The sequence below is a fragment of the Myxococcus stipitatus DSM 14675 genome, from assembly GCF_000331735.1.
Lineage (GTDB): Bacteria > Myxococcota > Myxococcia > Myxococcales > Myxococcaceae > Myxococcus > Myxococcus stipitatus.
Genome location: NC_020126.1, coordinates 1,303,522 through 1,318,309 on the forward strand (window position 1 = coordinate 1,303,522; position 14,788 = coordinate 1,318,309).

A 14,788-nucleotide genomic window follows, 5' to 3' on the forward strand; every position below is an offset into this window, starting at 1 on the left:
GGGTAGAGGATGTGAAGACACGAAATTGTCGAACCTTTGGGGTGAAAGTTGCCGAAGGCACGCTTTGAAGTGTTGTGCCTACCTCTCAAGACACCCCATTCCGTTCATCGGCCACATTTCTCGTGAGCCTGTCTTTGACGCCATGCACAAATGCGTAAAAAGTGGGCAACACCAGCAGCGTGAAGAGCGTGGAGGTGACGAGTCCACCGACCATGACCACCGCGAGGGGCCGCTCAATCTCCGTCCCGTGCAAAGGCAACACAAGCAGGGGCAGCAGGCCCAGGATGGCGGTGGCCGCGGTCATCAGCTTGGGGCGCACGCGGCCCAGGCTGGCTTCACGGATGGCCTGCTCAAAGGGTTTGCCACGCGCGAGCAGGTCCTTGGTCTGTGACACGAGCACCAGGCCGTTCTGCACCGCGATGCCAAACAACCCGATGAGGCCCACGAGGCTGGAGACGTTCCACGTCTCGCCTGCGATGAGCAGCGCGAGGATGCCTCCGACGAAGGCGTCCGGGAGCGTGGCGAGGATGACGAGCGCCTCCGCCACGGAGTCCAGCGCGAGGTAGAGCAGGATGAACACCGCGAGGATGGCGACGGCGATGGCCATGGCCAGCGACTGCGCGGCGCGCTGCTGGCTCTCCACGCGGCCGCCCACGTCGATGAAGTAGCCGGTGGGCAGCGTCAGCTCCGCCGCCAGTCGCTCCCGCACCTCGGCCGCGGTGCTGCCCAGGTCGCGTCCGGACACGCTGGCCTCCACCGCCAGCCGGCGACTGCCCGCCTCGCGCCGGATGCTGCCCGCACCGAAGGTCTCCTCGATGGTGGCCAATTGGCTGAGCGGGATGCGCGTGCCGTCGTGTCCATCCACCAGCAGGTTGCGCAGCGCCTGGAGGTCGCCTCGGCGGTGGTCGGCCAGGCGCAACACCAGGTCATGCCGCCGCTGCCCCTGCCACACCTGTGAGGACTCCTCGCCCACCAGCCCCACGCGCACCGCGCGGATGACGTCTCCCGGCGTCAGTCCCACACGCGCCACCGCGGCGCGATTCACGGTGATGCGAAGCTGCGGCAGGCCGCTGAGCTTCTCGACGCGCAGGTCCTCCACGCCGTCCACCTGCGCGAGGACGGCGCGTGCCTTCTCTCCCAGCGCGGCGAGCGTCTCCATCTCCGGGCCGAAGATGCGCACGGACAGGTCCGCGGGGCTGCCGCCCAGGCCCTCGTCGATGCGCATGCCCAACGGCGTGGTGAAGAGCACGTTGACGCCGGGCACCTTCGCCACCGCCACGCGCATCGCGTCCTCCAGCTCCTCCAGTCCTCGGCCGCGCTCCTTCTTGAGCACCACGAGCACGTCCGACACGGTGTGCGGCATCGGGTCCTCGGTGCGCTCCGCGCGACCGGTGCGGCGCACGACGTCCTCCACCTCGGGGAAGCCCAGCAGCACGTCCTCCACCAGGTGGTTGAGCCGGTCCACCTCCTCGAGCGAGGCCTCGGGAGGCAGCACCGTCTGGAGCAGGAACGCGCCTTCGTCCAGGCGGGGCATGAAGTCGCTGCCCACCGCGAAGGCGAGGCCCAGCGCGGGAATCGTGATGACCAGGGCCACCAGCCGCACCAGCCCCGCACGGTGCATGCAGCGCTCCAGCAGCGGGGCGTAGACCTCCTTGACCTTGCGGATGAGCCACACGTCCTCGGGTGCCCCGGGCCGAGGCGCCTCGAGCAGCAGCGCGGAGGCGACGGGCACCAGCGTGAGGGCCAGGGCCAGCGACGCGGCGAGGCAGGCCACCACCGCGGCGGCGAGCGGCTGGTACATGCGCCCCTCGATGCCCGTCATCGCGAACAGCGGGATGAAGACGGACACGACGATGAGCGTGGCGAAGGCGATGGGGCGTCCCACCTCCAGCGAGGCGGAGAGCGCCTCCTCGCGCACGGACTTGCGGCCGGAGCCCTCGCGCAGGTCGTGGATGATGTTCTCCGTGACGATGATGGCCGCGTCCACCAGCAGGCCCACTGCGATGGCCAGGCCGCCCAGCGTCATGGTGTTGATGCCGATGCCGCCGAGCTTCAGGAGAATCCCCGCGAGCGCCAGGGACAGAGGCAGGGTGAGCGTGACGATGAGCGCCGCGCGCCAGTCCCCGAGCAGCCCGAAGAGGACGAGCACCACCAGCAGCGCGCCCAGCAGGATGGCGCGGCTGACTCCGCCGAGCGAGGCATCCACCAGCTCCGACTGGTCATACACGACGCGCAGTTGCACGCCCTGCGGCATGGCCCCCGAGAGCTCCCGGATGGCCTCCCGCACACCCTTCGCCACGAGCTGCGTGTCCGAGCCGAACTGCTTGATGACCCGACAGCTCACGACTTCGCCCTTGAGCCGGTGCGCGATGCCTCGGCGCACCGCGGGGCCTTCGCGCACGTCGGCCACGTCCGCCAGCAGCACGGGGGTTCCCGCGCGCAAGGCGACCACCGTCGAGTTCAGGTCCTCCACCGTCTGCGCGCGCCCCACCGCGCGCACGGTCCACTCCATGGGGCCCTGCACCACGAAGCCGCCGGAGGCATTGAGGTTGGCGCCCTCCAGCGCGTGCTCCACTTCGTCCAGGGTGATGCCTCGCGCCACCATCTGGTCGGGGTCCAGCAGCACCTGGAACTGGCGCAGGTAGCCGCCCAGCCGCTCCACGCCCGCGACACCGGGCACCGCGAGCAGCCGGTTCTTCACCTCGAACTCGGCCAGGTCCCTGAGGGCCATCAGGTCCGCGGCGCCAGGCTCCGCCTCGAGGGTGAACTCGAACACCTCGTTGAGGCGTCCCGTGAGGCTGGAGACGAGCGGTGCATCGGTGCCGGGGGGCAGCTCGCCCTGGGCCTGGGACACGCGCTCGGCGACGTACTGGCGGCTGCGGAAGTAGTCCGCGTCGGGCTCGAACTCCACCGTCACCTGGGTGACGCCCAGCTGGGAGGTGGAGCGGATGCGGCGCACCTCGGGCAGGCCCGCGAGCGCCACCTCCATGGGAATGGCCACCGCCGTCTCCAGCTCCTCCGCGCCCATGGCGGCGTTCTGGACGATGACGTTGAAGATGGGCGCGGACAGGTCCGGGAAGACGTCGCGACGCAGCCCATGCAACGCCACCGCGCCGAAGGCCGACAGCGCCAGGGCCAGCACCACGGTGAGGCCGGGCCGCGCGAAGGACGTGCGCAGCACCTTCGCCACCATCGAGCTCTGGGGCTCAGTGGCCATGGTGGTCACCTCCGCCCGCGGACTTCTCCACCTCCGCCTTGAGGAGGAACGCCCCGTCCACCACCACCTGCTCGCCGACCTTCAGCCCGGAGAGAATCTCCACGTGGTCTCCGAGCGTGCGGCCCCGTCCCACTTCGCGCCGCTCGAAGGAGCCGCGCTCCTGGGTGGGCAGGAAGACGACCCAGCCGTTCTCCAACCGCTGGAGCGACGCGGCGGGGACGGTGGTGATGGTGCCGTCGGGGCTGCCCAGGGGAATGGACGCGGTGGCGGACATGCCGGGCTTGAGCAGGCCCTCGGCGTTGTCCAGCACCAGCCGCACGGGGATGGTGCGCGAGGACGCATCCACGCGCTGCCCCACGTGGCCCACCTTCGCGGTGAGCTCCTTGCCCGGGAAGGCCGCGAAGGTGACGCGGGCCTCGGTGTCCTTCTGGATGCGCACGGCGTCGCGCTCGAACGCGTGGACGATGAGCCACAGCGAGCCCAGGTCTCCGATGCGGAAGAGGGGATGCTCCGCGTCCGCCATCTGTCCCATCCTCGCGTCGCGCTCGATGACGGTGCCGTGGATGGGGGCGCGCAGGATGAAGCCCGGAGTGCCCGCGCCTCCTCGCAGCTCGTCCTCGCTCGCGCCCAGGGCCACCAGCTCCGCGCGGGCGGCGGCGACCTGCGCCTCGGCGCTGGCGGCCTCCGCGTCCGCGGCCTGCACGTCCTTCTGCGCCACGATGCGCTCGGCGGCGAGGGTGCGCTTGCGCTCCGCCGTCTGCCGCGAGGCGGCGGCCTGCGCCTGGGCGGCTTGGAGGGCCGCGCGCGCCTTGCCCAGCTCCGGACTGCGCAGCTCGGCGAGCTTCTCTCCCTGCTTCACCTGCTGACCGGTGGTGACGAAGACGGTGCCCACGCGGGCGGAGATGGGGGAGGCCACCTCCGCGTAGGCGTCCTCGCTGAAGGTCAGCTCCCCGAGCGCGGTGACGTTGTCGCCTCCCGGGCGCGCGGACGCGGGCGCGGTGGTGACGCGCAAGTCCCGCAGCATCTCCGGCGCGATGTGGACGTGGGACTCGTCGTGGTCCTCGTCATGGCCCTGGGCCTGGGCGTGTTCATCGTGCGCGTGTTCGTCCTCCTTGCCGGCTGACTCGCGCTTGCACGCGGCGAGGAGGAGGAGGGTGGACAGGAGGAGGGACGAGGGCTTCATGGCAGGACTCCTGTCTCGACGGCGAGCTGCACGCGGGCGAGCGCGGCCTGGAGGTGGCTGTCGAGCAGCGCGATGCGCGTCTCGAGGGTTTCACGGCGGACGAGGAGGAGCTCCGCGAGGTCCATCTCCCCGGCCTCGTAGGACTTGCGCGCCAGGGCTTCGTTCTCGTCGAGGAGGGGCAGGGCGTCGCGCTCGAGGACCTGGAGCGACTGCTGGCGCTTCGTGTCGCGGATGCGCGCGGCCTCCACCTGGATGTCGCGCGCCCTGCGAGCGGTCTCCAGCGCCGTGCGCAGTCGCCGCACCCGCGCATCCTGCGTCACGGTGTCCTCCTGTCCTCGCGAGAAGACAGGCAGCGGCACGCTGAGGGTGCCGAGCACCGCGGACTCATCCACCTCGCTCTCGTAGCGCACGCCCAGGCTGACGTCGGGCCAGCGCTGGCTCTTGCCCAGGCGCAGCTCCGCCTCCGCCTGCGCGAGCCCTGACTCCAGCGCGACGATGTCCGCGCGCTCGTGAGACGAAGGCGCGGGCACCGGGAGCGACGCGAGCTCGCGGAGGCTGCCGCGCACCGTGAGCGGCTCCTCGAGCGGGAGGCCCAGCAGCACGCGCAGCTCACCGAGCGAGATGCTCTCCTCGCCCTCCGCCACGGCCACCGCGGCGTGGGTCCTGGCGAGCGCCACCCGCGTCACGTTGGCGTCGACGACGGGGACATCTCCCGCCTCGAGGCGCTTCTTCGTGGACTCGGCCAGGTGCTTCGCGGCCTCTTGCGTCTCGTGCAGCAACCGCGACAGCTCGCGGGCGTGGAGTGCGCGGAGGAAGGCCGCGCCCACTTCGCCGAGCACGCGGCGCTCGGTGTCGCTCTTCTCGGCGCTCTGCCTCGCGAGGCCCGCGCGCGCGGACTCACGTCGCGCGCCTTGCTTGCCCCCCAACTCGAAGGGCTGACTGAGCCCCACGGAGAACTGGGTGCCACGCCTGCCGGCGTCCAGCTTGCGAGGCCCCACCTCGGCGCTGAGCGTGGGGTTCTCGCGCAAGAGGGGGCTGGCGCCAGCGACGGGGCCTTGGGCTTCGGCGACAAGGTCCTCCGCTTCCCGCAACGCGGGGGCTCGCGCTCGGGCCAGGGCCAGGGCGTCTTGGAAGGACAACTCGGAGGGAAGGGCGGCGCTGGCGCGTGGCCAGACGAGGGCCGCGGCGAGCACACAGGCCGCCGTCGCGGAGAGGTTGGGCACGGAGATGACCTCGCGAAAGGAAAGCGAGCGTCAGGCAGGAGGTGCCCGGCGGGCACACGTCACCTGGAGGCGTTCGCGCGATGAAGGGGACGGTTCCTCAGGCGCGTCCGTCTCTGGGCACGTGAAGGATGCCGTCCGGGTCCGCCGACGCGGGCGCGTCCTCGTCCTGGGCGATGAGCGGGGGCCTGTAGGCCTCCAGCCAGAAGAGAGGGTGCGCGGTGGGGGCCGCCACCGCGCGTACATGTCCACAACAGGTACAGTCAGCGCAGTCCGAGTCGCACTGGCCACGCTCGTTGTCATCTGGACAACCCAGCTCGCAGACCGCGTCCGCCCTGTCGAAGAGGGCCAGGCTCAGGCCACTCTCCATCGGGGCGAACAGCAGCAGGCAGAGGCACAGCCAGACGCGCGCCAGCACGGCCTCGGCTTCTAGCACGGCCCCGCACATCGCGCACGGGGTCGTGCTCTCCGCGTGAAGTGGAAGCCCCGACGCGAGAGGACCCGCGCCCGTGCTCGCGCGCTTCAGCTCAGGCGGCGCCGCCCGGAGTCGTGGGCTGCGAGTGCTGAATCAGCTCGGTGGAGAAGTAGCGCTCCATGCGGTCCGGGAACACCGTCACCACCTGCGCGCCCGGGCCCAGCCGACGCGCCGCTTCCACCGCGGCCACGTAGTTGAGGCCGGAGGAGGGGCCGACGGGGAAGCCTCGGCGGATGAGGGCGCGCGCGGTGCGCATGGCCTCGTCGTCCGACACGTCCAGCTCCACGCGGCCCGGCATGTCCGCCTCGCGGTAGAGCTTGGACATGCCGTCCACCACGCCGGGGACGCGAGGGCTGAAGCTGCAGCACTCGATGTCGCAGCCCAGGCCCGCGATGGGGCGCGCGATGAACGCCGTCACCGGGCAGCCCGCTTCCGCGAAGGCTTGATACAGGCCGACCACGGTGCCGCCCGTGCCCACGCCGCTCACCACGCCGTGCACCAGGCCGCCGGGAATCTGCGAGAGCACTTCCTGGCCCGTCCACACGCGGTGGGCCTCGGCATTGTCCGGGTTCTCGAACTGGCGCGGCGCGAAGGCCTTGCGCTCGCGGGCAATCTCCTCCGCCTTGAGGATGGCGCCGCGCACGCCGGCTTCCTTCGGCACCAGCACCACGTTGCCGCCGTACGCGCGGATGGTGAGCACGCGCTCGCCGGTGACACCCTCGGGCATCACGGCCGTGAAGCGCACGCCCATCTGCGCGCTGGCCAGCGCCAGCGCGATGCTCGTCGAGCCGCTGGACGCCTCCACCACCTCGCCACCCGGGCTCAGCTCGCCCAGTCGCCACGCCTTCTCCAGCATGTAGCGCGCGATGCGGTCCTTGGTGGAGCCGCTGGGGTTGAGGAACTCCAGCTTGCACCAGATGGTGGGGCCATCCGCCTCCAAGCGGACGGGAACGAGGGGGGTGGGGGCGATGGCTTGCAGGAAGCGGCCATCCGCGGGCAGCGGGCGACAGGGCGGACGCATGGGACTTCCCTATCGCGAAACGCCTCCGTCCGTCAGCGTCCTGAACGCCCTGTCCTTTCTCATTCCATGAGTTGTCTGCTTGTCCTGGAAGGAAGCAGTCCTGGAATGGAGATGGATGTGGCGAGCCCTGGGCCCTACGGCTACGAAGGGCGCCTGGCCCCGCACACCATGAGTCCTGCTCCTCCGCTCATCCTCAATGTCGACGCCGACGCGAGCACGCGCGCGCTGACGAGCCGCATCCTGGGGCTCGCGGGCTTCCAGGTGAGGGAGGCGGGCTCCGGCGCGGAGGCCCTGGCGCTGGCGGACGAGCGCACGGACCTGGTCATCCTCGAGGTCCGCCTCCCGGACATCCGAGGCCGGGAGGTGTGCCGCGAGCTGAAGGCCTCGCCTCGCACCCGAGGGGTGCTCGTCCTCCAGTTGTCCGCGCAGGCCGTGGCGCCGGGCGACCAGGCGCTCGATGTGCGGCACGGCGCGGACGGCTACCTGGCGACGCCGGTGGACCCGGAGGAGCTGGTCGCGCAGGTCCAGGCCCTGCTGCGGCTGCGGCGGGCCGAGCAGGAGGTGCACACGCTGTCCATGGAGGTGGCGCGGCAGCGCCAGTTGCTGGACATGGCGATGGCCTCCGCCGCGGACCCCATTGCCCTCTACGACGCCACCGGCCGGCTGCTCTTCGCGAACCAGGCGGCGCTCGTGTTCGCGGCGCGTGGGGCGCATGACGTCCTGGCGCCGGTCCTCTCGCTGGAGGAGCAGGAGGCGAAGGACCCGTCCCTGGCGCCCTTCTTCCGGTTGATGGAGGTGGCGCTGCGCACGGGCGAGGTGCAGCGCGGCGCCTTCACCGTGCCGACGGCTCCGGGCCCGCGTCACTTCGACTTCACGCTGTCGCCGACGTCGGGCGCGGACGGGCGCGTGGCCGCGCTGATGGCCACCGCGCGCGACGTCACCCAGGCGCGAGGCGAGGAGGAGTTCCGCGAGCAGTTCATCGGCATGCTGGGGCATGACCTGCGCAACCCGCTCAACGCGCTGTCCATGTCCGCGCAGCAGCTCAAGCGCAAGGGCAACCTGGACGAGCGCCAGACGGCGCTCACCGAGCGCATCCTCACCAGCGCGGACCGGATGAACCGGATGATCCGCCAGCTCCTCGACTTCGCTCGCGCGAGGCTGGGCGGCGGTGTCCCGGTGGTGCCGTCGGCGTGCGACGTGTTCGACATCGCGCACCGCACGGTGGACGAGATGCGCGCCAGTCACCCGGGGCGGAAGCTGGTGCTGGAGGTGCTCGGCCAGGGAGCGGGCGCGTGGGATGGGGACCGGCTGGAGCAGGCGTTCAGCAACCTGCTGGCGAACGCGCTCAAGTACAGCCCCGAGGACAGCCCCGTGCGGATGTGGGGCGAAGCGCGGGAGCGGGACGTGGTGCTGCGCGTCCACAACGGAGGCCCCCCGATTCCTCCCGAGGATGTGCCGCACGTCTTCGCCGCCTGGCGCCGAGGGACGCGCGCCGTGCAGCACGAGTCGAGCGCTCCTTCGGGCCTGGGGTTGGGGCTCTACATCACGCGGCAGATCCTGCTGGCCCACGGCGGCGAGGTGTCGGTGGAGTCCAGCCTGTCGGGCGGGACGACGTTCACGGTGCGACTGCCCCGAGGCTGAGCTCCACCGGGGCAGGCCGCCCGGGTGGGGAGTACCCGAGCAGCCCGTGTGGGCACGCCGTCCTCCCGCGAGACGTGCGCGTTGACGACGGCCTGTACCTGTGTTCAGGCTCGGTCCGGAGAGGTGCGCATGCCCCCGCAAATCAGCCTCGACTTCGCCGCCGAATGTGAGGCGCATCCAGCGCTGGCGAGCTTCCATCCCGTGGTCCGCAGGTGGTTCGCCGAGCGCCTGGGGGAACCCACGCGTCCGCAGGTCGAGGGGTGGCCGCTCATCCAGGCGGGGCACGACGTGCTCATCGCCGCGCCGACGGGCAGTGGCAAGACACTCACCGCGTTCCTCGCGGCGCTGGACTCGCTGTTCCGCCTGGCGCTGGAGGGCGGGCTGGAGGACCGCACGCAGGTGCTCTACGTGTCGCCGCTCAAGGCGCTGGGCAACGACGTGCAGAAGAACTTGCTCCAGCCGCTGGAGGAATTGCTCACCCGGGCGCGCGCGGAGGGCTACACCCCGAAGGACCTGCGCGTGCAGGTGCGCAGCGGGGACACGCCCGCGTCGGAGCGCTCGCAGATGGTGCGCCGGCCTCCGCACATCCTCATCACCACGCCGGAGTCGTTCTACCTCTACCTCACCGCCGAGCGCGCGCGGGCGACGCTGCGCGGGGTGCGCACCGTCATCGTCGACGAAATCCACGCGCTCGCACGCGACAAGCGCGGCAGCCACTTCACGCTGTCGATGGAGCGGCTCAAGGCCCTGACGGAGGTGCGTCCGCAGCTCATCGGCCTGTCCGCCACGCAGAAGCCGCTGGACGCCATCGCGGGCTTCCTCACGGGCGCGTCGCACCTCGAGTGCCGCAAGGTGGAGGTGGGCCACCTGCGTCCGTGGGACATGACGCTGGAGATTCCAGACGCGGAGCTGTCCTCGCTCGCGAGCCACGAGATGTGGGGCCAGGTCTATGACCGGCTGGTGGCGCTGTCGGGCGCGCACCGCACCACGCTCATCTTCGTCAACACGCGGAAGATGGCGGAGCGCGTGGCGCATGACTTGGGTGAGCGCCTGGGCGAGGGGCTGGTCGCGGCGCACCACGGCAGCATGGCGCGCGAAATCCGGTTGGCCGCGGAGGAGAAGCTGAAGGACGGGCGGCTGCGCGTCATGGTGGCCACCGCGTCGCTGGAGCTGGGCATCGACGTGGGCAACGTGGACCTCGTCGTCCAGCTGGGCACCACGAAGGCCATCTCCGTGCTGCTCCAGCGCGTGGGCCGCGCGGGCCACCACAAGGCGGCCATCTCCAAGGGCATCCTCTTCGCGATGACGCGCGACGAATTGGTGGAGTGCGCCGCGCTCCTCAACGCCGTGCGAGAGGGGGACCTGGACCGGGTCATCATTCCGCAGAAGCCGCTGGACGTGCTGGCACAGCAGGTGGTGGCGGCGTGCGCCTGTGAAGAGTGGGACGAGCGCGCGCTGTTCAGCCTCTTCAAGCGGGCGCACCCGTATCGGGACCTGACGTGGGAGGAGTACCAGTCCGTGCTGGAGGTGCTGTCGGAAGGCGTCGCCGACCGGCGCGGACGTGCGGGCATCCACCTGCACCGGGACCGCGTGAATCAGCGGCTCAAGGGCCGGCGCGGCGTGCGCATCACCGCGCTGACCAACGGCGGCGCGATTCCCGACACCTTCACCTTCAGCGTCACCGCCGAGCCGGAGGGCAAGGTGGTGGGCACGCTGGATGAGGACTTCGCGGTGGAGTCATCGCCCGGAGACGTCTTCCTCCTGGGCAGCACCGCGTGGCGGATTCAGCGGGTGATGGGGAGCACCGTGGTCGTGGAGGACGCGCGAGGCGCGGCGCCCAACGTCCCCTTCTGGCGGGGCGAGGCCCCCGGCCGCACCGACGAGCTGTCGCTCCAGGTGGGCCGGCTGCGCGAGGACCTGCTCGCGCGCGACGACGCGGCCGGCTTCCTGGAGAAGGAGCTGCGCATGCCGCAGCCCGCGGTGGACGCGCTCCTGGGCTACCTGCGGCTGGGGCGGAAGATGCTGGACGCGATGCCCAGCCAGAACCTCGTGGTGGCCGAGCGCTTCTTCGATGAAGCGGGCGGCATGCAGCTCATCATCCACGCCCCCTTCGGCAGCCGCATCAACCGGGCCTGGGGCATGGCGCTGCGCAAGCGCTTCTGCCGCTCGTTCGACTTCGAGCTCCAGGCCGCGGCGACGGAGGACGGCATCCTCCTGTCGCTGGGCGAGCAGCACTCGTTCCCGCTGGCGGACATCTTCGACTTCCTGCACCCGGACAACGTGGAGGAGGTGCTGGTGCAGGCGGTGCTCCAGTCTCCGCTGTTCGGCACGCGCTTCCGCTGGGTGGCCACGCGGGCGCTGGCGCTGAACCGGATGATGAGCGGCAAGCGCGTGCCGCCCAACCTCCAGCGCGCGCGCAGCGAGGACCTGCTGGCCGCTGTCTTCCCGGCGCAGGTGGGCTGTCAGGACAACCACGGCGGCGGCGATGTCGAGCTGCCGGACCATCCGCTGGTGAAGCAGACGATGGACGACTGCCTCCACGAGTCCATGGACGTGGAGGGGCTGCGTGAGGTGCTGCGGCGCATGAAGGATGGCCGCATCCGGTTGGAGGCCCGCGACGTGCCGGAGCCGAGCGTCCTCTCGCACGCGATGATTCACAGCCAGCCGTACACCTTCCTCGACGATGCGCCCGCCGAGGAGCGCCGCGTGCGCAACGTGGCCCTGCGCCGCGCGATGCCGGCCGAGGACGCCGCGGCCTTCGGCGCGCTGGACGCCGCCGCCATCGCCACCGTCGTGGAGGACGCCTCGCCGCCCATGCGCGACGAGGACGAGCTGCACGACCTCCTCCTCCAGTGGGTGCTGGTGCGGGACACGGAGGTGCCTCGGGGCCTCGCGGAGCCGCTGTTCCAGCAGGGCCGGGTGGCGTGGCTGGAGCTGCCCGGTGGACGCTTCCTCGTCGCGGCGGAGCGGGGCAACGCGGTGCGGGTGCTCTTCCCGGACGCGGTGCTGGTGCCGCCGCTGCCAGTGCTGGCGCATGACCGGCCCGTGGACCGTGAGGCCGCGGTGCTCATGGTGGTGCGCGGGCGCATGGAGAACGTGGGCCCGACGACGGTGGCGGAGCTGGCTCGGCGGTGTGTGCTGAGCGAGGACGACGTCAACGCGGCGATGTACCAACTGGAGATGCAGGGCACGGTGCTGCGCGGACAGTTCCGTCCGCTGGAGGTGCCGCTCGCGCCGGGAGAAGCTCCCGCGCTGGAGTGGTGCGACCGGCGTCTGCTCCAGCGCATCCACCGGATGACGGTGGGGCGGCTGCGGCGCGAAATCGAGCCGCTGAGCGGGCGCGACTTCATGCGCTTCCTCTTCCGCTGGCACCACATGGAGGACGTGGAGGCGCTGCGGGGCTCCACGGGGTTCCTCAAGGCGGTGCGGTTGCTCCAGGGCTATGAGGCACCGGCCTCCGCGTGGGAGCGCTTCTTGTTGCCCGCGCGCATGCGGGGTTACACGCCGGACCTGCTGGAGCGGGCCTGCTACGGAGGCGAGGTGGCCTGGGGCCGCCTCACGATGAAGGAGCCGAAGCCCGTGGCGGGACCTCGCCGGGGTGCGCCGGTGACGCCTCCGGAGCCGGAGACTCCCGCGCCCACGCGCTCACGGGCCTCGCCCACTCGCAATGCGCCGCTGACCTTCGCGCTGCGAGAGGACCTGGAGTGGATGCTCGTGGCGGCGCGGCCCCATGCGGTGCTCGCGGATGGCGATGTATGGACGCCGCCGGACCTCAGCGTCGCCGCGAAGGACGTGGTGTCGGTGCTGGAGCGGCGCGGCGCGTGCTTCTTCCAGGACCTGGTGTCGCGCGCGCGGCGCCTGCCGTCGGAAATCGAGGACGCGCTGTGGGAGCTCGTCGCCCGGGGACTGGTGACAGCGGACGCGGTGCAGAACCTGCGCATCCTCCAGAGCCCCGCGCACCGCAAGCGGCAGAAGCTGTTGCAGCGCGGAGGCCCGGGACGCTGGAGCCTGCTCGCGCCCGCGGAGCCGAAGACGCCGGACGAGGTGATGGATGGCCTGGCGCGCCTGTTCCTCCAGCGCTACGGCATCGTCTGGCGCGACCTGGTGATGCGCGAGGCGCTGGCGCCCACGTGGCGTGAGCTGCTGTTCGTCTATCGGCGGATGGAGGCGCGAGGCGAGGTGCGGGGCGGGCGCTTCGTCGCGGGCTTCGTCGGAGAGCAGTTCGCGCTGCCGGAGGCGGTGGACATGGCGCGCGCGGTGCGGCGGCAGCCTCCGTCCGGCGTGCGGATTCAAATCTCCGGGGTGGACCCGCTCAACCTCACGGGCGTGGTGACTCCGGGGCCGCGCGTGCCCGCCATGCCGAACAACGTCGTCACCTACGTCGACGGTGTCCCCGGGGGCGTGGATGCCCAGGCGGATGACGACGAGGAGGACGCGGGCGAGGATTCAGAGGGCGGCGTGGCCCAGCCGAGCTGAAGGCGGGCGGGGCTCGCGTGACACGCGTCAGGCGGAGGCCTTCGGTTGCGGGGCCGCGCGCTCGAGCAGCACGGCCCGGCTGTCCACGTTGAGCACCTGGACTCCGCTCGCGAGCGTGGCGAGCGGGGAGTCCCAGTGGGCGTGGCCGCAGACGACCAGCAGTCCCGTGCACTTCTGGACACATTCGCGGATGAGGGGACTGCCGCGCAGGTCGGTGCCCTCGACGTTGGGACCCTGGTGCAGCACCAGCAGCTCGGGGCGCTCGCGCAGGGTGTCGCGGAGCAGCCGCAGATGAGTGGCCTCCTCTCGCCGCCCGGGCTTGTCGGAGTTGCCGATGATGGAGCCCACGCCCGCGAAGCGCAGTCCCTCCAGCTCCACCACTTCGCCATCGAGCAGGTGGATGCCCGGCCGCTGCTGGAAGCGGGTCTGCTCGCGCGGCCCGCCGAACGAGTCGTGATTGCCCGCCACGCCCACCACCCAGCGGAAGTACCGGGCGAAGGCCTGCCAGACGGACCGCACATCGCCGGAGGCCCCGCGCACATTCGCGCCAGGGGCCGAGTACAGGTCCCCCGCGAGCACCACGCCCACGCTCCCCGGGGGCGGCAGCTCTCCCAGCTCGCCGAGCAGCGCGACCTCGTCGGCCAGCATCTCTCCGAGCAGGGTCATCTCTCCATCGAAGACCCGATGGGGCGCGACGCCCTGGAGGTCGGAGAGCACGAGCAGCGCGGAGACGTCGTCGGGGAGCACGTCCACCGTGCCGCGCAGCAGCGGGAACCACGCGGTGCGGGTTCCACCGCGCGGCGCGGCCTCGAGGTAGGGCCAGCGTTGGCTGGGTGAGTCATCCAAAGTCAGGATTCGCATGAGCGCCCAGGTCGGGCGCCTCTCCGCGTTCCTGACACCAGCAGTCCGCTCAGAGAATGCTGGGCGCGCTCCCACGCAGCATGAAGAACACCACCACGCCCGTCACCGACACGTACACCCAGATGGGCGCCAGCCACCGCGTCACCTTGCGGTGCCGGGTGAACTCCTTGCGCCACGCGAAGTAGAACGCCACCAGCGCCAGCGGCACCACGCCCATGGACAGCAGCACGTGGCTGGCCAGGATGCACAGGTACAGCCCGCGCCAGTCACCCGCGTAGCGCGTGTCGCCGTGCACGTAGTGGTAGGCGAGGTAGCAGACCAGGAAGAGCGCCGACGCCGCGAAGGCCGCCACCATCAAGTACTGGTGCACACGCCGCGCGCCCTTCTTGATGGCCACCCAGCCCGCGATGAGCAGCGCCGCCGCCGTCGCGTTGAGGCTCGCGTTGACGGACGGAAGGAAGCGCAGATCCACGCCCTCCACCCCCGCGCGCTGCCCCAGGAGGATCCACGCAATGAATGCGAGTGCGGCTACGGAGATAACGCCAGTGAAAACGTAGAAAGCCCGGTCAGTGACGCGGGGTTCGAGCGAAGCGGACGGGGCGTTCGACATGGGGGCCTATCTCTCGCGTCGCGCCCCTCGATGCAACCAACGCCGTCTCATCTTCCAATGAAACCGACATGTCGGATGAACGAA

At 71.2% G+C, this 14,788-nt stretch carries 9 protein-coding genes; 2 read left to right on the forward strand and 7 right to left on the reverse strand.

Going from position 1 to position 14,788, the window contains the following annotated elements:
- Positions 1-85: 85 nt before the first annotated feature.
- The 5 genes from MYSTI_RS05185 to MYSTI_RS05205 form a co-directional block, all read right to left on the reverse strand.
- Positions 86-3,217: an efflux RND transporter permease subunit gene (locus MYSTI_RS05185; RefSeq protein ID WP_015346653.1), complete on the reverse strand. Its 3,132-nt coding sequence runs from the start codon at positions 3,215-3,217 to the stop codon at positions 86-88.
- Positions 3,207-4,400 (reverse strand): efflux RND transporter periplasmic adaptor subunit, encoded by a 1,194-nt coding sequence (locus MYSTI_RS05190; RefSeq protein ID WP_015346654.1) that lies wholly within the window; start codon positions 4,398-4,400, stop codon positions 3,207-3,209. The genes MYSTI_RS05185 and MYSTI_RS05190 overlap by 11 nt, the downstream gene beginning before the upstream one ends.
- Complete coding sequence (locus tag MYSTI_RS05195; RefSeq protein ID WP_015346655.1) at positions 4,397-5,623, reverse strand: TolC family protein; 1,227 nt, start codon at positions 5,621-5,623, stop codon at positions 4,397-4,399. The genes MYSTI_RS05190 and MYSTI_RS05195 overlap by 4 nt, the downstream gene beginning before the upstream one ends.
- A gap of 97 nt (positions 5,624-5,720) precedes the next feature.
- Complete coding sequence (locus tag MYSTI_RS05200; protein WP_144369997.1) at positions 5,721-6,056, reverse strand: hypothetical protein; 336 nt, start codon at positions 6,054-6,056, stop codon at positions 5,721-5,723.
- Between the two features lie 91 nt (positions 6,057-6,147).
- Positions 6,148-7,116: a PLP-dependent cysteine synthase family protein gene (locus tag MYSTI_RS05205; RefSeq protein ID WP_015346657.1), complete on the reverse strand. Its 969-nt coding sequence runs from the start codon at positions 7,114-7,116 to the stop codon at positions 6,148-6,150.
- A 105-nt stretch (positions 7,117-7,221) separates the two neighbouring features.
- Between MYSTI_RS05205 and MYSTI_RS05210 the strand changes: the two genes are divergently transcribed.
- Complete coding sequence (locus tag MYSTI_RS05210; protein WP_233278174.1) at positions 7,222-8,757, forward strand: sensor histidine kinase; 1,536 nt, start codon at positions 7,222-7,224, stop codon at positions 8,755-8,757.
- A 129-nt stretch (positions 8,758-8,886) separates the two neighbouring features.
- Entirely contained in the window at positions 8,887-13,233 is a 4,347-nt protein-coding gene (locus tag MYSTI_RS05215; RefSeq protein WP_015346659.1) for a DEAD/DEAH box helicase, read from the forward strand.
- A gap of 27 nt (positions 13,234-13,260) precedes the next feature.
- Here MYSTI_RS05215 and MYSTI_RS05220 read toward each other — a convergent pair whose 3' ends face one another.
- Together MYSTI_RS05220 and MYSTI_RS05225 are read right to left on the reverse strand one after the other, a co-directional pair.
- Positions 13,261-14,094 (reverse strand): metallophosphoesterase family protein, encoded by an 834-nt coding sequence (locus MYSTI_RS05220; RefSeq protein ID WP_015346660.1) that lies wholly within the window; start codon positions 14,092-14,094, stop codon positions 13,261-13,263.
- A 49-nt stretch (positions 14,095-14,143) separates the two neighbouring features.
- Entirely contained in the window at positions 14,144-14,704 is a 561-nt protein-coding gene (locus MYSTI_RS05225) for a DUF420 domain-containing protein (RefSeq protein WP_015346661.1), read from the reverse strand.
- Positions 14,705-14,788 lie beyond the last annotated feature (84 nt).

What these genes read in the sequence shown, in the direction of transcription:
- MYSTI_RS05215 (WP_015346659.1), top strand. Translation starts at nt 8,887, where the DNA reads ATGCCCCCGCAAATCAGCCTCGACTTCGCCGCCGAATGTGAGGCGCAT.
- MYSTI_RS05190 (WP_015346654.1), bottom strand. Translation starts at nt 4,400, where the DNA reads ATGAAGCCCTCGTCCCTCCTCCTGTCCACCCTCCTCCTCCTCGCCGCG.
- MYSTI_RS05185 (WP_015346653.1), bottom strand. Translation starts at nt 3,217, where the DNA reads ATGGCCACTGAGCCCCAGAGCTCGATGGTGGCGAAGGTGCTGCGCACG.
- MYSTI_RS05210 (WP_233278174.1), top strand. Translation starts at nt 7,222, where the DNA reads ATGGAGATGGATGTGGCGAGCCCTGGGCCCTACGGCTACGAAGGGCGC.
- MYSTI_RS05225 (WP_015346661.1), bottom strand. Translation starts at nt 14,704, where the DNA reads ATGTCGAACGCCCCGTCCGCTTCGCTCGAACCCCGCGTCACTGACCGG.
- MYSTI_RS05205 (WP_015346657.1), bottom strand. Translation starts at nt 7,116, where the DNA reads ATGCGTCCGCCCTGTCGCCCGCTGCCCGCGGATGGCCGCTTCCTGCAA.
- MYSTI_RS05220 (WP_015346660.1), bottom strand. Translation starts at nt 14,094, where the DNA reads ATGCGAATCCTGACTTTGGATGACTCACCCAGCCAACGCTGGCCCTAC.